Genomic DNA, 24118 nt, shown 5'->3' with positions numbered 1-24118 from the left:
GATATGTCTTATAGTGATATTGATATGGCGACCGATGATGAAGCTGGTGTGGACATTTTTGAAGCGGATCTGCTGAACTACATCCCCGTAAAAAAGGAGGAACTGGTGCTCCACGAGAACCAGCGAACGCTTTTCGACCAGGACATTTACAATCAGTTGGTCGGGGTCGACAACGTGGTTGAGGTTCGGATCATCGGAGTTACAGGAAAATCAGACTATTGGACCGGATCGGCGTGGAAGACGATAGCAGGGTACTTCAATAGCTTCGCGGCGTTTAAGGCGGCTGTGAAGCCAGCTGCCAGGCACATCGAAGCACAGTGCAACGATGGGAAATATAACGGAAAAGCTGGTATATACTTTACGCTGCATAAGCTGAACCCAATGGTTATTGGGCGCATGCATAATAAATTAGCCTCGAACGACGGAGGAACCACGTCCGATTTGGATGTCACAGCCTACCAGTGGCTGCCGATCGATGTCGACCCCAAGAGGCCCTCGGGGACTGCATCGTCGTTAGAGCAACTGCAAGGAGCGCTGGCGAAGGGTGACGAGATCGAGGCCTTCCTGGCTAAGCTCGGGTTGGCTAAGCCGTTCCGCGGAGTGTCCGGCAATGGTGCGCACCTACTCTATCGGTATGAGAACGAAAATGTCAGAGCTGCGTCTGATTTCGTGAAGCGGGTGCTGGCCTGCCTGAAGTTCAAGCTGAACGGCGACGGATCACAGGACATCGATCAGACTGTGTTCAACCCTGGCCGGATCTTTAAGCTATACGGCACCAAGGCCATGAAGGGGGACCCAAGTGACTACGACACGCACCACCGTATGTCCTACATTTATCAGGTTGGGGACATGGAATACGCGGCTGACGGTTACGATAAACTGTCGCTGTGGGTCACGGAGGTCGAGGCTGAAATTGAAGCCGCGAAATCGAAGAGAGGTCGGCCTAAAAAGGAAAAGCTTAAGTACGCTCCTGTGGATGTCGCGGCATTCCTGAACGAGAAAGAGATCAAATACACGGTTAAGGAGAAAAACGATAAGACCTTGTATTGCCTGGATGTCTGCCTTTTTGACCCGTCCCACAAAGGGAACGAGGCTGCGATCATCGTCGGTGAGGACGGTGGGCTGCCCGGGTATCACTGCTTCCATAACTCCTGCAAAGGGGACCCCAACCGCACGAAGTGGAAAGACATCTATAAGGCAGTGACGGGCGAGGAATGGGGCGCGTCTGTCGATGATACAGAGACCGAGGACATCGATACCGAAGACAATATCCAAGCTCTAGAGGCTCTGAATGAGAAGCATGCGGTCGTGAACCTGAACGGGAAGTTCGCTATCATGGCCGAAGGGATCAACCCGGTGAACGGGCAGCCGTACGAGACCTTTTCTAAAAAGTCGGACTTCGTTAGCTTCTATGCGGATAAAACCATAAGATTGGGAAAAAAGTGGCGTCCGATTTCCGAGGTGTGGGTAACGTGGCCCGGAAGACGCGCCTATGAGGGTATCATCATGGACCCCAACAAGGATCACCCGGGCTGGTACAATCTGTACAAGGGGCTGGCCGTGGAACCGATCCTCGGTGACTGTTCGCTGTTCAAGGAACACATTTTTAAGGTTATCGCAAACGGAGATCAGGCGATTTATGACTACGTATGGGCATGGATGGCGGATGCTGTCCAGAATCCCGGTGGGGCGCGCCCGGGGACAGCACTGGTCCTGCGTGGGCGTCAAGGTACCGGAAAAGGGACCTTTGTCAATACGTTTGGCAAGATCTTCGGGCGGCATTACTGTCAGGTCGCAAACGAAGGCTCATTGACAGGCCGGTTCAACGACCACCTGAAAAATGCCTTACTCGTCTTCGCGGACGAGGCGGCGTGCTCAGGCAGCAAGACAGCCACGGGGATGCTCCGGGCGATGATTACAGAGCCTACAATGCGGATCGAGCCCAAGGGCTTCAACCAGTTTGAAATCGAAAATCACATCCGGTTGATCATGGCCAGCAACTATGACTGGGTGGTGCCTGCCGGGAGGGATGAACGACGGTTTGTCGTGCTGGATGTCAGCGGGGATCACGGATGTGATTTTGAATATTTCAAGGCTTTAAACAAGCAGATGGACGCTGGCGGGGTTGAGGCGCTGCTCTATGAGTTGTTGCAGGTGGATTTGTCGAAAGTCAATCTTCGGGATTCCCCAAAGACTGGGGCGTTGTTCGACCAAGTGCTGGCCACGATGGATCCTACGGATAAATTTTGGTTTGAGCGGTTGCAAACCGGGAAGCTGTGCGAGCTCACGTCAAAGATGTTCGAGTTCTGCGAAGAGTGTGTGTCTTCCAACGATGGCAGTACAGAGTGGCCTAGTGAGATAGTAAAAGAGTTGCTGTACGATGAATTCTTGGAGTTTTGCCGCCAGCAGACTATCAGGGGCCGGATCACCCAGAAGCAATTCGGTATAAAGCTAACGAGGATGTGCAAGGAGGTCCGCCAGACGAGACAATCCAGCGGGCAACGTAGAATGAAGTATCAACTTCCTAGCCTGGAGCGCTGCCGGGAGTTGTTCAGAGACCATCTTGGCGTAGAGTTCGCGTGGGATGAGCCGTGATGAATTAAGTCCGCAGTTGGTTGATCGAAGCCGGTGCTCTTGTGATAGGTGTGCCGGCTTTTTTTTTTAGCGGCTTTGTCTGATTACTTCTCTGCTGTGTCATCCGCACTCTGCCGCCTACCCCCACCTCTCCATCTTTTCCCCGCATGTGAATCATCCGGAGGGTGGGGGATTATGAGACGTCATATTTGTCATATTCTCGGCCCAGGAAAACGTTTAAATATGACGGCGATTTTGGCATATTTAAAGGGTGATTCCTTGAATCCGTCATGTCTGTCATGTCTGTCACATTCTTTTTTCGATTTCTTATTACATAAAAAAAATATAAATAACTATAGCACTGCATGTATCCTTTTATTATTTTATATATTAAATTGATAATTATATACATAAACAGACCATAATTTTCTTGATCAAATATTTTAGGTTGTTAGCGATATTCTTAACAACTTCTTGTTCAGATCTTTAATTGCCGGATTAATATTTTCATTTTTATAATAAAAATAAAGTACATGACAAATATGACAGACATGACGGATTCAAGGAATCACCCTTTAAATATGCCAAAATCGCCGTCATATTTGGATTGATTCGGGCGACGAGATCGTGACAAACGTGACGCCTCATAACTCCCTTCCTTCAGCCGTGTCACTGAACCATGGAGGCGCTGCAAAAGTTGGCTGGACGCGCGGGTAGCCCAAAACAACCCATCAATTGCAGCTTCCGAGAATCATCACAGAGCGCAGTGGGAACCCATGGTCTTCAGAAATTATCTGAGCCAACAAATTGGTAGTCCTGACTTAACATCCCTGCTCTGACCTCCCATATTTTAATATAAAGTAAAAACAACCCCATTAATATTGAGTGCTTTAGGAAGGATCTTCCCAATGTATAAATATTCCTGCAGACCCCGCCACATCGACGACCTCAGGCGTTTCTCCGCCACAAAGATCGGCCCGGCCTGGCATTATAGGGCATACGACCCACTTGATGGCGACATCCTCCTCCGGGTAAGCAAAGAAAAATTCGAACGAGTAGTCATTCACGATTGGACTTTCCGAATGGGATCGGACCCTGAGAAAATCTCATCGTATATTACCTTCCACAATGACAGCTACCCAGTCTGGAGGGCAAAGTCCGCTCTAGATGATCACCTACCCGTGTTCGAGATCTTTGAAGTCGCCGATCCGGAGAAGCATTATTACGATAACGATTGGACCATCTGGACCTACCCCGACGGAACCCAAAAGAAGGTACGCCAGATGAACCATTTCAAATATAGATTTTACTATGGGCTATGAGATTGGGGGCAACTACGGCCCCTACCGTTCCAATATCTTATATAAAGGAATTTCAGGATGATTTTGCACGACCAAGGTGATGCCGCCCCGCTCGATCTGGACGGACAGAAGGGGCTCATAGACTGCGTTGAAGACATCAAAAAGGTAGCTGGAACCTCGAGCGTCGATTTGGCGACCGTTCGAATCCAGCAATTATTAGACGCCCACAAACGGTCTAACAAGGATACAGCCGCGTGTCTCAATGCAGATATCGTGGCCATTGATGAAATCCAGCCGCAGGACCCAGTAGAAGCGATGTTAGCCGTCCAAATGGTTGCCATCCATAACCATTGTATGGAACTCATAGCGGACGCCGTCAACAAGACCACTTTTTTCGACACCCGCAAACAGTATCTGGACTTGGCCGCCAAGTTATCCCGAACCTATGCATTACAGATGGAAGGGCTTCGGCGTTACCGACAAAAAGGCCAACAGCGAATGACCGTCGAGCACGTCCACGTGCATTCAGGCGGCCAGGCGGTGGTCGGCCAGGTCAACCAGAGTTGAGAGGGGGGAGAACGGGGGATGAGTACAAAATCAGAGGATCAACCTATCATCTGCGGTGCTAAAACCAGGTCCGGAGCCCTCTGCCAGAATCCGCCCGAGCTGGGTAGGCGCCGTTGCAGGATTCACGGTGGTGCCAAAGGCAGCGGTGCCCCCCAAGGCAATAAGAATGCCTGGAAACACGGGTTTTACAGTGCTGAGGCGATCGCCCGGCGGCGAGATGCCCGGCGTCTGGTTAAGGAGAGTCGGGAGCTGATGTCAATGATGAATCAGATTTCCGGGATCTCGGCATAGGATTGGTTCCGGCGGCGATCTTCAGCTGCCGGGATCAGGCTCGCTTTGGCTTGATGCCGCCGTCTTATTAGCCATTACTTTAGAGATTTCCTCAATCAGCAAAACGTAGCCTTGTACATGGCCTTCCTTAGACCCCTTGACCTTCTCCAACTCAGCTATCTCTTTCTTGAGATTGTCCCGTTTTGTAATGCTTTTTGCCTTAAGGCTATCAAGCGATTTCGTCGACATCTTGCTAAGTTTATCGAGGTAATCCTCTTTCGAATAACCCTCAGCAAATAATATCTCTGGTCTGGAAATAATCTGGTTGAGACTTTTTGTTGAGGGGTTATCATCGGCTGACTTCAGTTCCTTAATGCGGTCTCTGAGCTTCTGGACGGTTAGATCCTTTTCATTTATTTCATCGATAAGCTGCTTTTTTTGTTCGACTGCTGACACTGAAAGCAAGCAGACCTTGTGGCTCAAACGGAGGTTTCCATACGTGTGGAAACGCTTCTTCTCTGCTTCGTCGTCCTCACCTGCTTTTAGATCGTGGTTTTGGACGACCAGATTAACAGCATTATAAAACCATGATTTTGAAGGGCCTTTAGAAGAAGTGTCCTGTATCATCTTTATCAGGTGGTTCAACGACCCCTCTTTAGGTGATTTTTTATCACGCGCCATATCAAAATTCCCGTCATAGAACTCTTTGATGATGTATTCACCCGCTTCCATAATGGCATTTTCATAGTGCTCTCTGAAAATTCGTGACAGTTCACCGTAGGCCTTCTCGGCCAGTAGTCGCTCAGTATCTGGAATGTCAACTTCCGGCTCTGTACAAACGGCCACATCTTTGCTGGCTCCGTCGGCAGCAGCACCTACATCACTTGTTGCGCTCGCTCCCCTATCATAATCATCCATTCTGCAATACCTTTCTGAGCAGTCGCTATCTGGTCCTGGATTCATATCATATTGCTATACGTTCGAGTGTGATGCAGCACTTTACAATATCTCACAAGCTTGATCAATAAAAAATATTATATAGGTTTTATTTTTTCTGCCAGACCATGACTTTTTTGCGAACCCTCCCTGGTCGATGTTTGGGGCTGCTGGATCTTTATCACAATGTTTGGGATCTCGGTCGCTCTCAATGGATAGAGCCAACGGGCGGCGGCTTCGGATAGAGCCGGCGATGAGTTACGGCCTCAAGATCATTTCTGATTTAGTATGCAGTTCAATGCGGCTCAGCCGAACCAACGGTAACAGAATCGGTATCAAAGCCCATTAGAGATTAGAGAGTGTGTGGTGGCAGCAAGGTCTCGTTCTTTCCGGCCTTTAGGTGAGATGATCGCATCAACCGTCAACCGATTCAATACGTCGAACCTCTGGGAAAGACGGGCTTTGGGACAGGATTTCCCCTTGTTGGGCTTCCAGACGCCGAAAATGATTGACGATCTCCTGTTCATCAGGAAGCGTGGCCGTGGATCCATCGATGGCAAGCATATGGAAATCTTTCCAAGTCTCGACCGCGAAGCCGCTTTCATATTCTTCGATCATGCGGCTGTTCAGATCTATGAATGCACTGGGCTTCAATTTTTTTCTGGCTTTCGATAGAGCCCTTTTGTGACGACCTGTTTTGCAACGTCGTCTCTGTGTTGAGCCCTGAAAAACTGGTTGAGCTCGGTCTGATAGGAACCCTTGTTCATGTTGAGAGGAAGCTGACCAAAGTTGAAAAGGAGAGCGTCCTCCTTCGGGAAAAATCTTTCGACGATTCTTTGGGATCACAGATAAATTCTTGATTGTTAATGAATTTTTTTCAGCTTTTGAATCAGCCTTGGCAATTCAGGATTCATGCCAGATTTTGGTTTCCCTGTGATTTTTTCATGATTTTCGCCTCCAGTTGCTTGAAGTAAAAAAAAGGTGCCTTATCCCTTGCGGTTTAACTCGGCGTCCACTTTTCTGAGGGAGATTGACATCTCGGCAAGCCATTTTTGAAAATTTCCTCCAAGTTGATCTGGCCCAGCAAGTTCGGCAGTATCGATAGCCAATTCATCCGGCTCTAAGGACGTGATTGAACATTTTCAACCCCTGTCTCACGAAAATAACTCACAGCCTTGCCGCTTAAATATTTCGATCATCTCTATTATCTCCTCTTCCGTCGTCTCTAAATCCTCGGCCATACATGAAAGACACATCATCTGTTCAATCTGTCTATGGATGAGTTTCTTGTTAAGTCCAATTTCATTTCTGGAGAGCTTCTCTTTGCCGCAATAGGTGCAATTGATTTGTCTCCTTCCGTTCATTGCTCTACCTCGTGTAACGTGTATGCGGCTATGTTTTTCCCTCCGTATTCAAGCGGGTCTATCTTCTGCAACTGCTGCCGGATCACCGTGCGCATTTGCACGGCGGGACGCAGACAGTACCGTTTGAACTCCCACCTGTCGATTCCGTTTGGATCTGCGACATGCGGAAACATTAGTTTAAGGTAGGCCGTGCACAACCGCAAAACCGCTTCCGTGTCTCGTGTGTCAGCGTTTATAGGATAATCCACCAGTCTTTCGACGACATGCCTGTAAATCAATGTTTCCGCCGGCTGGCGCAGTAGATGCATAATTTCAGAGAAATACTCAGTGTTCAGCGCCCAACCGTTGATTTTAAGGTTCTCACTCATACGTGGGATGTCGCGCCCGCGGATAAAACCGTGGAATCGATCCAGCAATGCCGACTCGTGAAACACTCCCGGCAGCCTCTGGAACATGTCTCTGGTTTCGTCCATCTCTGTTTGCGGGATGTTCCCCAGCAGAATGACACCGGCCCCACCTATGATACGATTCTTGCCGACCGTGATTTCCCCACTTTCCATGTAGGCTTTCAACCCGCCCTGCATCTCGCTCGGGTCATGGAATTTGATTGACTGGATTTCGTCCAGCGCTACAAAGTCGTTCGTTGCGACCAGACCAGGGCTCTTTCCATTGATATCGCCGAACATTTTCGCCCGCGTCAGCGTCCCTCCGCTTACCAACCAGCCGTATTTACCTACCCGCCCGAACAGATAAGACTTACCCGTTCCCTTCGGAGCCAGTTCCACCAGATTCAGTCGTGGCTCAATGAACGGCAGCAGGCGCGTCAGCACCGTGTGTTTCTGAACCCAATCTTCGTATCCCTCCGGGTTGTAATCAATCGCTCCCAAAACAACGTCGAGCCACTCTTCGGCCGTAAACTGACTGCGAGCCTCTCTATAGGCGTCCAGATCGATCGTGTACGGGCAAAAATTCTTGTACTCTAAAAGCGTGAAACATCCTCGGGGCTTATCATCGCCTGGACTGCAGTACCCAAGTTGTACCAGTCCCCAGCCACCAGCCGTTTTTACGACATCATTTTTGATTCGGTTCCAGACATAATCATCAATCAGCGTTTCAGCATGCCCAAGCCCCAATTCCGGAATCGCAAACGTGTACTCATTGGAACGCACGCTAAATTGAATTTCAATTTTGGCCAGAAACTTCTTCGTGAGTCCCTCACTTCGTGCGGCGTCCTTCAGTTCCAGCAAATTCTCCTGGCGAGGTATGATTTCGTAAATGTATTTTCGTAACGCCTCAGCATCGTGGATTCTACCATCAGACTCCGCTTTACGCTTCAGAATCCAATCCCGTAAAAACGACGGAATCGACGCCGCTTTGAAGATCGCCACGATGTTCGGATCCTTATATACCGTCGTGTCCGGGAATGCCGTCCGCAATTTTTCAGTATTTACCATTATTGAGTGCCCTCATTTAAACTACAAATCAAAATCATCTTTCTCAACAATCTGCAAACGTTTGCCACCGGTCTTCGTCTTCGGCATGAATTGCCCTGTCCTCGAGAAAATCACAACCGGCACAAGTCGCTCCTCCAGCGATGCTCCGCCGTGTAGCTCAAAGCCTTGTCCGCCGCCCTTTTTGGGCAGCCGGTTATACCCGCGCACCACCCAGTACCTTCCGTCCAACGTCTCCTCAAGTTCCGGCGGACATAATCCTTGTGCCGCCCGCTCACGGTAGCGCCAATCGGCGATCTCTGCACCAAAATCACAAGAAAGCGTCCTTGCCAGTCTCGGTTCTGCTTGCCACGCCAACACCGATAGCCGCGAACTCCCGTGGTCTCCTGTGACTATCACCCGCTCAAACCGCATCAGCCCATCCGCCACACGTGGCAACACCTCGCCACCGATCACATCCAATGCCCCTGCCAAATTCTCCTCCGCGCGACGCTTCTCGTGCGCTTCAATACCATTATGCGCGATGTTGTCGAAACGTTTAATATCCTGCAACCGCCGAGCCACGTCTGGCCAATGAATGTTGTTGAACCGCGTTGTTGTCGGCAGATTCACTTCGCCGACCCCAATCGAATCAACGCCTATATTCCGCTCCCGCGCTAACGCCACTAGCATAGGAAGCCACTCCGCACCCATCGCGTCCACCACCAGCAATGCGCACACATTGTCCGATACATACCGTTGCACCATCACGTCTCGCGATTGTACTGAATTCAAAGGAACCACCTGCTGCGCTTTCACGTAAAACTCTGGTGTAACGCGGCTAGCCATTTTCAGTTCACGGTATTCCCTGAAATAATCTTCCAGAGCCAAGTTGTCGAAAACGGGATCCGAATTCAGATAAGCTGCCGCTTCTGGATAAACGTCTTTTACCGAATTTGACACAAGTCCGTCCACTGCACAACGCCTCAGTAATTCGGCTCGCTCCGTGTCTGTCCCACAGTTCAACCACGGCGCTACTCGAGACGTGGATTCGCCCTCGCAACGCGTAATGAACTGCCGGATGTCCGTGTCGGACATTATAACGTTTGCTTCTCGTATAGCATCCCTGCGTTCGCCAGCAAAGGCTAACGATTCATCTATCCATTCCGCAGCGCCTGCCACATATGCGGAGCGAAAGTTGTTGACAAGAATCCCCTCTTGCCTTGTGACATACTCAAGGTAACTTCCCTTGGAAGCGACACGTTTAACCAGCCAAAATAACGCCTCGCGTTCTGTCCTCTTGCACCCATCAAACACTTGCAAGACACGCTTTGATACCTCACCTTCTGGGAAAAACTGCGTCTTGAGAGTTTCCGACAGTGTTTTCCCCGAACCCCCTTTACCCCACTCACACATCCACCGCAAAGCATCTTCGGACAATTCGGCATCTTCCACATCGAAAAACACGCGAGCAAAATCCCGTAGGCACACCACCTGCCGCACCTCAGCGCTGAGCCCGGCCAATTCCCGTCCTTCCGAGGCAACAACAATCCGCCGGATAGAGTTGTCGTTTGGATGCTCCTCGGTATATCGCAAATATTTCTGAAAAGTGTCGAACAATTCCGGGATGAAGGGGGCCAAATCGTTCCCGACCAGCATCACCTCCGTACGCCCCGCGATTCTTTCCTCCTCTTCCGAAGTGACATGCGACACGATCTTTTCAGCGTCTATTTCAAGCAGTTGCTTCCCCTGGCGGTAGCGCGGATTGGCGAAAACATCCTTGAGTATCAACTCTGTGTCGTCATCACTACGCAAAAAGCAGACCGCTTCCTGCCCAGACGCACTGTCTATCCATTCGCGTAAAGCGACAATCGCAGCCCGTTTATTCTCGTTTGCCAACAACGCAAGATAGCCAGGCATCCCCAGCAATACTAAACTCTTACCACTTATCTGCTGCGCCGTCATAACATCGCGTACTCGCCCGAAGACCTCATCAGGCATTGGGAGCCACGCGCCTTCCCTCACAAGATCGCTCAAACGCAACTCAACGTAGCCGCGTTCTTGGCAAAACCGGCGCAACGTCGTCCAACTCCCCCCCGGAGGCACGACAACTACCCGCGCCTTCGCCTCCGCGAGGGGGTTTCTGATGTATTCGCAATACTCGTTCAGTATCATAGTATTACTCCAGCACCGAAAGCCCTACATCGGGGATTTGACCAATCAGCTTCAGGAGTAATATCTTCGCCTCAGCATCGGAAAGCATATTCACCTTTTCCTCGGCCTGCTTCCGCGCATAATTGTCATATCCCTGTTTAACGAACGCCTCGACCGCTTCGTGAAGCCCTACGTCTGCTAACCATCGGCCCGGTGAGTCACCCAATTTTCTGTATAACCAATTCCCCAATTCTTCGACACTAAACCCGATTTTTTGATAACGAGCCGGTACCACCCGATTTAGGAATTTATTACCCGCCGCTGCCACATCCACAAATGCCCCCTCTTTTTCAAGTTCGTCATACACGGACTGTAAGCTTTCCGCCGACACCCCTCCCGGATTCGAGATCGCATCGACGATACTCTTGGCATCATCCATCGTCAAAACACATTCGGCGGGCAGTGCGTGTTTGCGGCTCCAATCATCAGGCGACTCCGTACCTGTGTGTTCGCGCCACAGCGCTACCACCCGCTTAGAAACCAGCTTACGGCTGTATTCCTCGATCTTGCCACGACCTTGTACCTTAAAGCTCTGCTCATCGAGTCTCGCCGAATCTGGGTGAAAGGCATTATAAAGCTCGCGACCTTCCGCACTGGCCATCGGCCAGATTTCTCCGAAAATTTCCCGAATCGCATCCAGCTGCCGCGCTTGCGTCACGTCGAAGAACACCTCGCGGATAACCTCGATTTGCTGTTCCAAAATCTCTCCGAAGGTTTGCACGTCCTCGCTCGACATCGACGGTCTAATAAGCAATTCAAAGAAGCGCAGCAACGCTGGATGTTTCCTCGCCCAGAATTCCGTCGGCACCTTGTTTTCGCTCAACACCGCGTTGCGCAAGCGGTTCAGCGCATCCTCGAAGCTTATGTATCCCGATGAGCCAGCCAGCCTACGGATATACTCTGCGCACAGTGTCTGTCGGTAAATCTCTTCCAGTACGGACTCGGCGTCGCCGCGTTTCCACAGCCAACCGCTCGTCGCCGCAAAACGTTTTTTAACCGCGCTGCAATAGCTGTGGGTCGAATCGCCAATACGTTCCGCCACGGCTTTTAACTCCGGCTTGGCACTATCGACATATTGCTGGAATGCCTCCTCAAAAACCACCGACGTCATATATTTTGCCATCGCCTCCGCAAGACCTGGTGTTGCCAGCAGCATCTCGCCAATCTCCTTCACCTTGTTCCCGCGAGTTTCGGTGTCTCCTTTGGAACTGATGCTATTCGCCGCGCACAGCGCATCAATAACTTTGCCCATTGCCTCTGCGCGCGGCTCCGCTTGCGCACGGATATACTCCGGCAAAACCCACAGTGGAACGCGGTGCGAAATCTGTTCCAGCCGTGTCCCGACCGCGTTGAGCGCTGCCTCCACCGTCCCGTCCGCAAGCGGACTGTTCTCGAAAATCACGCTGCTCTGTTCGATGAACACCTTTTCCTCTTTCGATAGGCGACAAATCATTTTCTCGTTCTTGATGGCGTTGGCGCCGTCGTCTTTCACCACCGTCTCGATGATTTCCGCCAGCGCCGCTGCGTCCAGCGCCTTGCTTGTCACGCCATCCGTCCATTGCAGTTTGCGCTGTCCGGTCAACCATGTTTTCAGCACATAACCCAGCACGAAGGCCGAATGCGGCACGCACAGCAGTCCGAACGGCGGACGCTGCAAGTCGATGTAAAGTTTGCGTAATGAGCAGGTATTTCCCGCACCCACTGTGTTGTCCTGCCGTTTTTTGCAAAAATCGCGCAACTGTGTCAGCGGATGGTTGGGTTTCGCATCGAACCATGCATCCTCACCAGTAACACCGTTCTTCTTCCACGTCGCCACAACAGTCCTCCAGGCGCCTGGCTTCGCGAACCTGTCGAATTCCATGCCTGCAAGCGCCCAGCTCTGTAAGTGGGTTGGCGCGGCAAATGCGCTGATGTTGAATCCACAAAGATCGTCCGTATATGCCTCGAATGTCTGTTTCGCATAGCCGGTAAGCCAGTCTTTTTTCAATTGCCCCCAAGTCACTTCTTCGGTGAACGGTTCACCGTTTGGGTTTGGCTTGTACACGATGAGTTTGGTAGCGGTCATCACCTTGGAGTACCACTCCTCCTTTGCGCTACTGACCTGCGTTTCGAACACCCTCTTGCTCGCGCCATCTCTTGCCAATGCGAGATGAGCGCTGTTTTCCGTAAATATTTCCCATGCTTTTGCGTTGTCATGGCAAAAACTGACTTCCGGCAGCGTCACAAACAGCATTCGGTGGTCTTTGAACTGTTTCGCCAATTCCCTTGCCTTGTCAGGAATGCGCAATTTTTCCTGCTCATCCCGTGCCAAAATGAACTGCACAAGCACACGGTTCCCTGTCGCACTAAAAGACTCTCGTCTCGCAATGCTTGACGCCGAAAGACCGCCGACACCAGCCGCGCGTATATCAAAACGACCGCCGTAGTTGACTCCTTTCAGTTGTTTAACCAACTCTGTCTCGGTGTCTTTCAGTACGAGACCGCCAAACTTGCCATCTAACGCCGCTTTTTTCTCTTCGATCTCTTTCGTGTCCGAGCGGTCAAGGAAACGTTCGCAACGCCCGTTAATAATCGCGAAACAATGCTTCTGTTCTAGATTGCGTAGAATCGCATCCACGCCCTGCAAATCGCCGTCCCCCTCGAAACTGCGTAGGATATTTTCCACCGTCGCACTCAACAGCGGATGACCCGTTCCCTGCATCTGTTCCATCAAGCCAAACAGCAACACCGCCTTGAACACGCGTCGCTCGTCTGGTTGCAAATCCTGTTCTCGTCTATCGTACTCCACCCGGGCTTCCTGTACGGCTTGCCCCGTCCCCAGGTCATCCCGTTCTACGAAATACCGCCACAGATGATCCACCGTCAAAAGCTGATGACCTGGAACATCCAGCCCGCCTTTCTCAATGAACTCCCTGAACTCCTCGCCGTTTAAGAATTCGAACATGCTCCGCTGGTTTGATCCGATAGCCACCGATAGATGTTTCAGCAGAAATGCCGCCATCGGATGTAGTGGTAGGATACCCTTGAAATCCGCCGTATCGATGCCTGCTTTGTGGACAACCATGTAGTTTTCGGCCACAACGTTCACACTGTGCCAAAGCACGTCGCGCTCTTGTTCCCACTCTCTTGCCTTCTCCGCATTGACAACGAAGGCATCCGCTGCAAGTTTAAGCGCGGTTTCGTTTGGCAGGTCAATCCGCTTGAACGTGAACCGGTCGTTCGCTTTCCTCGCGCTTTCGGAGCCCGCCGCCACATACGACGAAATATCTGTGTGCGTCACCGGTACAAAATAAAACCGCCCCTGCTGAGCAGCTTCCGCCAATTGTTCCAGAGTCTTTAATGCCGTTCGATTACGATTCATGAACGCCGAGAACTCGTCCCAAATATAGACCAGTTTGGAAAGACTGTTTGCTTTCAAGGATGCGTCCACCCACTCCAAGAACTCTTCTGCGCTCAAACCCATATAGATATGCCTCGCCTCCAGTACTCGCATCGCGTCACTGACAAGGCCCGGCTCCAAATTCAAATCCTGCAATTTCCTCTCAAGCGCATCCGCTGTCTTGATACCCGCGTTCAGGTGCGAGAGTCTCGCTTGCATTTCATCGCGCTTTTCAAAGAAATACGGCCCATCTTGCCGGATACGCTCAATTACCTCATATAGCTTGCCTTTCAGCGGAATCGTGTATCCTCCCGCTTCAAGTGCCTTTGTGATACCACGCTGCAAGCGCATCAGGAATTGATTCTTCGCATCCACGCCGTCCGCGTTCACGTCATAAACAACGAGCGTCTTTTCGCTACCTTGTTCCAGTATCCCCTTTCGCACGGGGTCCGGGATCTGGGCTTTGCGCAAATCCAGCCATTTCTGGACGCGCGCTTTTTCGTCAGTAAACAGTTTTTGCAGCACCAGCGACGCGTGGCTCTTGCCCGTACCATACGCACCCGTAATCCAGAGCGTCTTTTTTCCACCGTTCAGGCTCTTAAGCAATGCCCGCAAAATCTCCACAAACGAATCATGCGGATAAAAAGCCAGCCATGTCTCCGGCATCTTGTTAATGTCCGCCAGCGTCATGCATGGCGCGTAATCCGGTCTGATCCCAAAATAGTCTTTGTAGAAAGTCATTCGCCCATTACCTTTCTAAAATCAGAGCCACCACATCGTCCCGACTTTTCGTTTCCGGGAACACCCGCACCTCGTCCAGCCCCAGCGTAAAGCTGCACGTGATGAGGTCTGGATGCACCGTCACCAGTCCCATGCACAGCTTCTTAAACTCATCCGGCGGAATTCCGAACACCGATAAGGGTGACACAACCTCCCCGTCAAACTCCGCCGCCATCATCTGTCGCACGGTGAAGGCATCGCGTCCGGACTTTTCCGCCATCACATAAAGCCCGTAAAGAACTACCAGCGGATCCACCGAACGCGCACGTCGTGTGAGCTTTTCAACGGTTCTGCCCTTCATTGTGGTTTCAATCAACACCCTGTCTCCTTCGCAAAGCGGTGAATTCTTAACCAGTTGGCAAAGCGACTGCAACGCACCCTTCCTCACCGATGCCGAACTAACGGATTGTGATAGCTTTTCATCAATCCGTTTCACCGGATATTCCAAGTTAAGATCCGTATTGCAGACATACCATTTCACGAGGGGAGAGATATTTGACAGTCGGAGCCATAGCAACTGCCAAAACAGCAAATCGCTGAAACCGCGTTTCTTGCCAACTTCCAAAAGCGATGTTGTAGCTATAGCCGTTGAATCTCCAATCAATCCCGCCTCTCGGAACCACGTCACAGCTGCTGGAACCATCCGGTTACCTAGCGCGGTTGTCTGACGGAAATTCGCGCCCTCTTTCACCAGAACTTCAATCCATTCAGGCTTCAGCCCAAACGTCATATATTTGTTGATACCGCTGATGTTCATCGTCTTTGCTCCTGCATATCGCTTTGAGTAATACCGCCAACAACCCTCGTCGGGCGTATAACACCTCATGCAATGAACGCACATCCCTTCATCAATAATGACCTTCAGCTTTCCACTATAGGTATCTTTTTCGAAACGCAACGCGCCTGTCGGACATTCCGCCTCGCAAGCGTTGCATCCTATGCAGGCAATAGCCTTGTGAACGGCGTATACCAGCCACTTGGAAACAGACTTATCTGCTTTTCCGTTCGTCCAGACACATTGAAGCAAACCTCTCTGCCTGTCCTCACAAAGAGTCAAATTCGCGCCTTTAATTTCACCAGTGGCTTTGAGCCACTCCTTTAAGGCTGGCTCTGCTTCGATTGGAAATTCACAAATCACTCGGTCCCTTTTGCGTTCGATTCCTGGCTCCGCAATGACTTGTTTCAAGGATACGCCGCTTTTCCTTGCATACCACCCGCCTTCGTAAACGAACGCATCCTCGTCTTCTTCAGAAGAAAACTCGCGATCAATCGTATCACGCACCGCGTCAGCAAACGGCGCGACTGACTCATGATAATTCATCCGTATCAAATAATTCTGGCGGTCGGTTGACATTGGACACATCAGGCATCCCACACGCGGTACCCCTTTTCGGTATGCTTCGTTCAGAACCAGATCATGCTCAAAAATGTAAAGCCACAGTTCATGCGCGGACCACGCCAAAATTGGCATGGCATTCACCTGCGATTGGCTTTTCAAACCATCTCCAATGTCGTCGTATCCAAAACGCCGTTGACTTTCCTCACCACGTACCCCAACAAATGCCAGCGTTCTGAGTGACTTTTTTCCGAGCCTTTCCTTTAGCGCTAATATTGCGGGAGTACTTTTGTGGACGGAACAGCACCAGCGCAGCGCTTGCGACGGCGGCCCGAAGAGTTGCCAATTTTTCAATGCGGGGGTTTTAGCGGAGACTTTCAAAAACGTGCGGCCTTCGTAGCGTTTTTGGATCTCTTCCCAAACTCGGTAAGTATCCGGAAGTTCCATATCCGTATCACTGAAAATAACCGGTACGTCCAACGGAAGGACCTTGTGGCAAAGGTCGAGTAGAACGACCGAGTCCTTGCCGCCGCTGAAGCCGATGTAAATCGCTTCGCATTTTCCGGTGTAACCGTCATACATCTCCTTAATGCGCTTGAGCGTATCCGCTATAAGCGCGGACATGATTTCACGGTTTTCAGCCACCAGTGCCCCGACATCAACTGGAACTATTTTTTGTTTTTTTAGTAACTTCTCACCTTTCGGTAAACCTTCGTTCTCGCCTAATACGCCCTTCCATTCGATGTCCGGCGGCTTACCATAACGTGTCTTATGGAGTTTAGCGATTTCTTCACCGCGATACAAATACACGTTCTGCTTCGCCCAGAGCAGCGGATGCCGCTCTGTCGGTTCAAACGCCAAACGTGCCCATAACCCCAAAAGCGCCAGTTCCTCTGCAAATACTGGCCGGATTTCGCAGGCCACAAACTTCCCTGTCTGGGTCGTCAGGCGGTACCTGCCCGTTCGCTTGTCCCACTCGTAATTATACATTCGTGCCAACCTCCGGCACGATGCCGTTCAGTTTGCAGACCTTAAAATATATGCGGTAGTTTGAAATCATATTTTTCATTGTAGAAACAGCATCCCCCGGCTCCAGTGCTATCTTTTCTGCCCTTTCCCCTTTTCCAAAGCGTTTGACCCGCTCCGCTACACGAGGATTGGTACCAGCATTTATGAACGCACGACATGTCGCCGGTGAAATCGCCCGTCGATCCAAGCCAATGATTCCGTTTTCCGCCCCTTGTTCTTAAGAGGGCGGTAAAATCGCTGATGCTTTATATTCGTCCTATTTGCCTGCTCGCTCCAGCCGCAACCTTCTCTCCCACAATGTTTCGCCCTCGTAGCTAAAATAGCAAAAGCCATTTGCAGAAGACACACCCAACAAATGAATCGCCAATTTCGAAATAGACCATGCCTTTCCGGCATATTCCACTTTATTGGAGGCATCCAGCACAACACAAAAGATATGACTGTTCTTTGTGAAAAGCAGTTCCGCGCCAACCGGCACACCAAGGTTATGAAAACGTGTATTTGGACTACGCACACGCTTGCCACCTGTTCTTGCGCGGGATTTCGTCTTATTCGGAAAGACATCGCTCCCACCTTGGTAGTATTTCGCACAAGCACGCATGAAGGTGTCGTTATCCAGTATGGCGTACTCCTCGCGCAAACGAGTACGATAGAACAAATTTAAAGCGAACTCAAGTTTTGCAAGGGTCACTTTCTCATCCAGCGCAACCAGCGTATCAACGACAGTTGTCAGTTTCTCTGAGAAATCCTCCGGTAGCGTAATCGACTCAGTGCTGCGCCAACAGGGCACCTCACCGACTTCTACCTCATGGACCTCCGGCAGGAAGTGCATACGGATGTTTCCCAATGCCTCAGCGGTCAGGTACGGCATCTCTTGTTCGATTTCATTAAAGGTTAACGTGCCGTCTGCCTCTTCAAGCCATCTGGCAATCGTTTCCGAAATTGCCGCCAGATTATCATATAGATTCGGCGGGGACAGGAAACAGAAATGACCTTTCTTTCCCCATGCTGCCACCGTGAATCCTAAATGCCGCAGAAAGACAGCACAAACTTCCGGTGTGGTAATATTGCGGAGAACACTGTAAAAACCTTCAAACAACCGTTCGACCGAAAAGCAACCGTATTCCGATAGCCATTCCTCCGCCTGCCTTTCAAACGCCAACCGGCACTCATCATCCGAAATCATTTCGTGGGAAAGCCATAGCCCATTCCCCAATTGGAACATCGCGGCTTTCAGGTCTTCGATCTGCCAATCCTCAAACGGCACTTTCTGCCGCAACAGCCGGACCGCCATCGGATCGAACGACACGCCATTTGGGCACTCCAGCGCCAATGCCGCCAAAAGCTCAGCAGTCGTCATGCCGCCCTCCATTCATAGAGCATCCAGCATGGCACAAGACCATGCAAAACAAACAGCCTATCATTCTTCAGAATCTTTCTTATTCCGGTCTGCTGCCCCGCCGGTTTTAATCCAGCTATCCACCTCATCTTTTTTGAATTTCCAAAGACGGCCTACTCTATGGGCCGGCATGGTTTTTTCGCTGATCCATTTGTAAATAGTATCTCGCTTGACACCAAGATAGGTCCCGATTTCGTCCACAGACAACCATCTGTCTTCCATTGACAACTCCGGGGTTTTTCATTTTTTATTGTAACTATTCAGCCCGGTTTTACCGGCTCCTTGAAGTTTAAAGGAGATCGTGTTCTTTGACAGTCGAATCTACTCGTTCAGGAAGTCGGGCAGTTTGCCCTCAAACAAAAGGCGTAATGCAATGCTTGCCCTCACGCCATGCTTTCTGCATGTTGAAAGATAACTTCTTACACGGCAGAAAATAGCCGCACCTTTCATGGAACGAAAGCATCCCGATATCTTTTGCTGGACCTTGGTCATCCGGATATCGTTTTCACCTTGATTGTTGGTGAAAGGAACTCTCTCGTCGTCCATGAATCGGAGCGTCTCATTTTCGTAATCGATGAGCCGCTCAAGAAGGTTTCTTGCCTTTGATCGTTTGAGGCGACCCCGCTTTCCATTTTTTTGGCTTTCATCCGGTGGCGGACACTCCTTTTGGGCTTCTTCCAGCAGCTTCCTGTACCGGAGTCTGAATTCCAGTGAGGCTCCCGGAGTCAGCTGACCTCCGGCATCATCCACTGCCTTGTTAATCTCCAGAAGCAATGCCCTGGTATCCCTCGCCCACTCCTGATGGTCCTGCTCCCATGCTCTTTGCAATTCCCGCAGATGGTGAGCGTTGCACAAGGCGTGCTCGCAGTCGAACTTGAAATACGGCTTCCAGTGGTCGTGGCAAAGTATCCCATGAAAATTGGGCAGGATTCCCATTTCATTCATTGCATCAACCCCTCTTTTTTCATGAGGAAGGAAATAGGTCCAGTCGTCATTGGAAACACAATGGAGCCAGCGTCTTTTTCCGTCGATATTGATACCGGTTTCGTCGGCATGGCAGACGTCGGAGTTGATCAGCTTTGACCTTGCTATCGCATCGAAGGCTTCAAGCTTTTCATAAGCCTCTTCATTGAAGTTGAAAATCGAGCCGCCGCCGACCGGGATTCCTGCCTGATCCAGAAACGTCTCTTCGATCCGATTATACGGGATCAACTGATACTGGGACAGATAGACCGAATGGGCTTTTAGGTTGATGCCGTATTGAACGGGTCGATTCACACCCTCGGGGAACGGGGCTGTATATCGCTTGCCGTTGGCATCCTCAAGAATTTGTGCCCGGTATTCTGTTACGATCTGCGAGATGTCGATATCGATAACCTGTCTGGCGTCATATCCCGCCTCCTTATAGTTTCCTTTGGGCAAGGTGGCGGGATCCAATGGGATGTCCTTGATGACATCAGGCTTTTCAACCCTTTTCAGGGTTGTACCGTTGTGTCCGGGTTGGCCGCCGCGCTTGTTTGCGCCGGGAGCTTTTTCCTTCTTCTTCCGATTCGGATCAGATGCCGGCGGTTTGCTGCTGTTACTGCTGTTGAGCCCCAAACGATTCAGCAATAGCGCCACGAGAAGCAGCAAAAGTTCGACGGCTGCTTTCAGGGCAGGAGATACGTTTTGATCCTCGCCCAGCAAGCGCCTTGTATTTTTGACCGTTTCTTCGACATCTATTGCGTTTAACTTCACTCATCACCTCGGAAATTCTGAGCCTGAATGAAGTTACTATAACACAGGTTTTTTGAACGGGTTTTTTCGCTCGACGTTCCATTTTATCGGATTTTATTTTTCTTGTCAGGGTCAGGGACTATCGCCTAAGATTCTCGATCCAGGGACTCTTTGCTTAAGCCTGATGCCTCAAAAATAGGCTGTTCTGAACTTCTAAAAGAAAATTCAAATTTTCACGAAAAGGCCTGTCAAGAAAAAAATGCGTCAATTTTAAGTTTTTTGCTGAATAGTTACGAAAATTCAAATTTTCACGAAAAGGCCTGTCAAGAAAAAAATGCGTCAATTTTAAGTTTTTTGCTGAATAGTTACTTTTTATTTTGATTACCACTCTTGTTTAGCCAAAGTTACGAAAGGCGATAAGTTGAATTTATAAATCATAACATAATGTTGAAGATTATGGAAAATTAAATTATTTTTCATGGTACCCGAAATCCGTGTTTTTACTTTCATAGAAATTGAATTACGATTGGGATATATCTTTATATCCATAATTCGAGCCACATACATTTTGTATAATAGCTAACTCAACTTTCGGGAATGGATTGAGGGGGCTGAAAAATGGCCCATCATTCTGATTTCATGAATAAATAACTTGAAGAGCCCTGTCTTTTGATTTATGGTGGATTTGCGACAATTCACAATAAATACAAAGAGAAAGGGCTCAAATGGACCATAGCAGCATCGTCTCCCAATCGCAAGACCCTGTTCACGTTCAAAACAAAATCGATGACTTCTTTGGCCGTTTTAAAATCGCAACTCTCATGCACCGATGTGGAGTGCGTAAACATCACGGCCACAGTGTTCGCTCTTTGACAAAAGCCATATTCACACTGCCCTTTGTCGGTAAGAACTTCTTCCGCGGCATCGTGCTCAACAACGAATTGCCTTTCGGCAAAGACGCCGCCTACGAGTTACTCAAGGGCCAGACCTACAATTGGCGTCGGCTGCTGCTTTCTCTGGGCCTGCGGCTGTTTGGTGTTTTCAACCGGCTGACCAACGATGAACGCGAATCGGTGCTCATCATTGATGACAGCCCGTATGACCGATCCCGCTCCAAGTGGGTGGAACTGCTCGCAAGAGTCTGGGATCACAGCACCGGCCGCTTTTTGAAAGGCTTTCGGATGCTCACCATCTGCTGGCCGGATGGAACCAGTTGTCTTCCGATGGATTTTGCCCTGTTGTCTTCCTCGGATGCCGAAAAGCGCTTGTGCGACAGCCAAAAGGCCCTGGATAAGCGCTGCTGCGCATACCAGCGCCGCAAAGAAGCTACCGAAAAGGCAACATCGCATCTTGAAACCATGGTAAAGCGAATTCTCTCAGCGGGTGTTTCTGCCAAATACCTGCTGATGGACAGCTGGTTTACGATGCCGGCAACCGTTACCACATTGGCTGAGCACATCAAGATCATCGGCATGGTGAAAAAGTCGCCTAAGATTCACTACACCTTCAATGGTCAGTCCTTGAATCTGATGGCCATCTACCGGCGGCTTAAAAAACGCCGTGGCCGCGCCAAGATCCTGGCCAGTACCCGTGTCATGCTCAATGATTCGGTTGCAGCCAAGCCGGTGTTCGTACGCGACAAACGAAAAAAAGATTGGCTGGCGCTGCTGTCAACCGACACTAAGTTGGCCGATGAGGATATTAAACCGGCAACTAAACATCCAAACCGAATCAGCCCAAAAACCGCCTGTTCCTTGTGACTAGATTTTCTGACTTTAATTGCCGGTTTAATATCGTGCGCGTCTACAGCAAACGCTGGGACATCGAGGTTTTTTTCAACGAACAATTTTAATCATGCCTTATACCAGATACCAAGATAGAATGATATAAATTGTTCTTAGTGTATTTGCCATTTTGACCAATTATATGCCAATATTGTACCGTTTAAGACTCTATTCAGGCCAATAAATGCTTATAATTTAAATGATTCCGGGCGGAAACAAACGCCTGATGACGCAAATTGCAAAAGATTGTCAGCGGCGTTCTTAAACTGTACCAATCCGGGCGGGTTGAAAATGCGTGATTGATCTTCTTTCTTTTCTTCCAACAGCTTCTATTTTAAACCTTTTCTTCAATCTTCTTCCTTTCTTTTCTTCTCCGATCATCTTCTTCCCAAAATATCGACTTTTCCCGTACCATCGCATGAGGAGGTACATTGCCGATGGTGCGAAACCGGAAAAAGAAATGTCGTCATTGCGGTAAGTTATTCCTTCCTGATCCCCGAAACGTCAAACATCAGAAATTTTGCAGGGATCCCGAATGCCGCAAGGCCAGTAATCGGATAATCTCGACGCCGCTGACGTTCTCCCTGCTTTGCGGAAACTGGCCAACGACGCCCTCCAGAAGGACATCGAGTCCGTTGCTGAGGCTGCCCGGGACTTTGGTCGGGTATTCGCCAAGACTGCAATGGAAGAGATCTCCAATGCCGCCGTGCTGGACCAGGCATATGCCTCCGGCTACGATGCGATGCTCAAGGTGGCTGAAGAAGCCGAGTTTGTCGATATTCCCATGTTTTTCTCCTGTTTTTATCCCCTCATGCAGGCAGTTCCACCTGTCTCATTGTGATCATTTTTAAGTGCATCACACCTCCTTTTCAATGAATCCGGCATACTCTTTTTCGTAATACCGGTTCTCCATCGCGCCGTGGGCATAAACCCACACCAGGACCGGCAGGCTGCTACAGTCAATGTCGACATAGGTTCCGACCCCGTGGATTTTTCCACAAGGATCCCTGATCAGAACCGCCTGCTTCCGGACGTTATCTCGGTCCTCCCATCCGCCGGCGCAGAAGTCGTCCACTGCCGCTTTGAGTGTCGGGAAATTGTCTACCACGATAAGTTTTTCCGTTCGGCTGAAATCGATAACGCAAACCTGATACATGAGATTTCTCCTTATTACGCGGCTCTAAGAAAGATGATGAAGATAACGTGTGACCCGTCCCTGATCATTGCCAGAAACTCAATTATGTCTTGTCCCCATCTCTTATTGTCTCCGCTAATTACGTCCATCATCGAGTTTTTTATTGGGGTAGCCGTCCTCGGAATCCACCACCATGATTTCGATTTCGGTGTCTGCCCAGGCACCGTTGTCGGTTCCGCCGGTGAAATCGATGATCACCCTCGGTATAGATTCGGTTTGACGCGCTCCTTCGAGTTTCCAGAAAATATGATCCGCAAGAAATACAAGATGATCCTGAGGCATCCTGTTCAACCAGTCAAACAGGTTATCAGGCGTGTGACTGAGGTCACGACTGTCCACGTAGGCCATGAAACCATTCTTTTGATACCATTCATAAAATTTCGACTTTCGCTCACGGATTGACACAGCGGTTCCGTTTTTCGATACCTGTGCATCCGAGGCTTCGCACGCCTCTGTTGTTTTAGTCGGCATTATCAATCTCCTTGTGTGGTTTTAATTGGGAGCGTGGTGGGATGAGGTTTTATTCACTTCTTTGGTCGGGAGAGCGGTATAGGGGATATAAAAGGGCTCTAAAAATGGAAGCGATGAGATTATTAACGGTGAGTGGATTATTTTTCATCATTTCGACGGGATGTATAACGACGGATGGGTTGTGCGATGCCATCGACGGCATGTGCGGCAGTGTGGATTCGATGTCGGAGAAAGGCCATGGACCGCCGTGTCTATTATCGCAGCAGCCAAAACGGGGGTGCTACGTTAGCCTTAGTGCTTAGGTGGGTATGATTTTGTTATTAATTTAATAGGGTTGGTGCGATAGATCCTATGCCTGGGCTATGCCCAAACT

At 49.9% G+C, this 24118-nt stretch carries 17 protein-coding genes; 6 read left to right on the top strand and 11 right to left on the bottom strand.

Going from position 1 to position 24118, the window contains the following annotated elements; genetic code table 11:
• Window positions 1-3 precede the first annotated feature (3 nt).
• The 4 genes from dmul_RS18285 to dmul_RS18270 all read left to right on the top strand — a co-directional run bounded on the left by dmul_RS18285 (window position 4) and on the right by dmul_RS18270 (window position 4733).
• The gene (locus dmul_RS18285) at window positions 4-2595 is read left to right on the top strand and encodes a DUF5906 domain-containing protein (RefSeq protein ID WP_020878645.1); all 2592 of its coding nucleotides are present in this window, start codon (window positions 4-6) and stop codon (window positions 2593-2595) included.
• 887 nt (window positions 2596-3482) lie between these two features.
• The gene (locus dmul_RS18280; protein WP_020878644.1) at window positions 3483-3896 is read left to right on the top strand and encodes a hypothetical protein; all 414 of its coding nucleotides are present in this window, start codon (window positions 3483-3485) and stop codon (window positions 3894-3896) included.
• A 57-nt stretch (window positions 3897-3953) separates the two neighbouring features.
• Window positions 3954-4442, top strand: a complete 489-nt coding sequence (locus dmul_RS18275) for a hypothetical protein (RefSeq protein WP_020878643.1) — start codon at window positions 3954-3956, stop codon at window positions 4440-4442.
• 18 nt (window positions 4443-4460) lie between these two features.
• Window positions 4461-4733, top strand: a complete 273-nt coding sequence (locus dmul_RS18270; RefSeq protein ID WP_020878642.1) for an HGGxSTG domain-containing protein — start codon at window positions 4461-4463, stop codon at window positions 4731-4733.
• Between the two features lie 21 nt (window positions 4734-4754).
• Here dmul_RS18270 and dmul_RS18265 read toward each other — a convergent pair whose 3' ends face one another.
• From dmul_RS18265 to tnpC, 9 genes are all read right to left on the bottom strand, one after another.
• Window positions 4755-5630, bottom strand: coding sequence for a hypothetical protein (locus dmul_RS18265; RefSeq protein ID WP_020878641.1), 876 nt, complete (start codon window positions 5628-5630; stop codon window positions 4755-4757).
• A 432-nt stretch (window positions 5631-6062) separates the two neighbouring features.
• On the bottom strand, window positions 6063-6266 hold the full coding sequence (locus dmul_RS18260; RefSeq protein WP_040416902.1) for a hypothetical protein: 204 nt from the start codon (window positions 6264-6266) through the stop codon (window positions 6063-6065).
• Between the two features lie 742 nt (window positions 6267-7008).
• A complete protein-coding gene (gene brxL / locus dmul_RS18245) occupies window positions 7009-8466 on the bottom strand; it encodes a BREX system Lon protease-like protein BrxL (protein ID WP_070962367.1) in 1458 nt (485 codons plus the stop codon).
• 21 nt (window positions 8467-8487) lie between these two features.
• Window positions 8488-10443: a BREX-4 system phosphatase PglZ gene (pglZ, locus tag dmul_RS18240; protein WP_200809350.1), complete on the bottom strand. Its 1956-nt coding sequence runs from the start codon at window positions 10441-10443 to the stop codon at window positions 8488-8490.
• Window positions 10444-10621: 178 nt separating this feature from the next.
• Window positions 10622-14776 carry a hypothetical protein gene (locus dmul_RS18235; RefSeq protein WP_020878637.1) on the bottom strand — a complete coding sequence of 1385 codons (4155 nt, stop codon included), beginning with the start codon at window positions 14774-14776 and terminating at the stop codon, window positions 10622-10624.
• A gap of 7 nt (window positions 14777-14783) precedes the next feature.
• Window positions 14784-17141, bottom strand: a complete 2358-nt coding sequence (locus dmul_RS18230) for a phosphoadenosine phosphosulfate reductase domain-containing protein (protein WP_020878636.1) — start codon at window positions 17139-17141, stop codon at window positions 14784-14786.
• Window positions 17142-17436: 295 nt separating this feature from the next.
• Entirely contained in the window at window positions 17437-18540 is a 1104-nt protein-coding gene (locus dmul_RS18225) for a hypothetical protein (protein ID WP_020878635.1), read from the bottom strand.
• A gap of 60 nt (window positions 18541-18600) precedes the next feature.
• Complete coding sequence (gene mads1, locus dmul_RS18220; protein WP_020878634.1) at window positions 18601-18801, bottom strand: methylation-associated defense system helix-turn-helix domain-containing protein MAD1; 201 nt, start codon at window positions 18799-18801, stop codon at window positions 18601-18603.
• 99 nt (window positions 18802-18900) lie between these two features.
• A complete protein-coding gene (gene tnpC, locus dmul_RS18215; RefSeq protein WP_020877353.1) occupies window positions 18901-20316 on the bottom strand; it encodes an IS66 family transposase in 1416 nt (471 codons plus the stop codon).
• 704 nt (window positions 20317-21020) lie between these two features.
• Between tnpC and dmul_RS18210 the strand changes: the two genes are divergently transcribed.
• Both dmul_RS18210 and dmul_RS18205 read left to right on the top strand, forming a co-directional pair.
• The gene (locus dmul_RS18210; protein WP_020877147.1) at window positions 21021-22055 is read left to right on the top strand and encodes an IS4 family transposase; all 1035 of its coding nucleotides are present in this window, start codon (window positions 21021-21023) and stop codon (window positions 22053-22055) included.
• A gap of 613 nt (window positions 22056-22668) precedes the next feature.
• Complete coding sequence (locus dmul_RS18205) at window positions 22669-22920, top strand: hypothetical protein (RefSeq protein ID WP_020877148.1); 252 nt, start codon at window positions 22669-22671, stop codon at window positions 22918-22920.
• 15 nt (window positions 22921-22935) lie between these two features.
• Here the strand turns inward: dmul_RS18205 and dmul_RS18200 are convergent, their stop codons facing one another.
• Complete coding sequence (locus tag dmul_RS18200; RefSeq protein ID WP_020877149.1) at window positions 22936-23235, bottom strand: hypothetical protein; 300 nt, start codon at window positions 23233-23235, stop codon at window positions 22936-22938.
• A gap of 114 nt (window positions 23236-23349) precedes the next feature.
• Window positions 23350-23745: a hypothetical protein gene (locus dmul_RS18195; RefSeq protein ID WP_020877150.1), complete on the bottom strand. Its 396-nt coding sequence runs from the start codon at window positions 23743-23745 to the stop codon at window positions 23350-23352.
• Between the last annotated feature and the right edge of the window lie 373 nt (window positions 23746-24118).

The sequence above is a fragment of the Desulfococcus multivorans genome (genome assembly GCF_001854245.1).
Lineage (GTDB): Bacteria > Desulfobacterota > Desulfobacteria > Desulfobacterales > Desulfococcaceae > Desulfococcus > Desulfococcus multivorans.
Note: the sequence above shows the minus strand (reverse complement) of the source record. Positions and strands in the feature narration are given on the sequence as shown.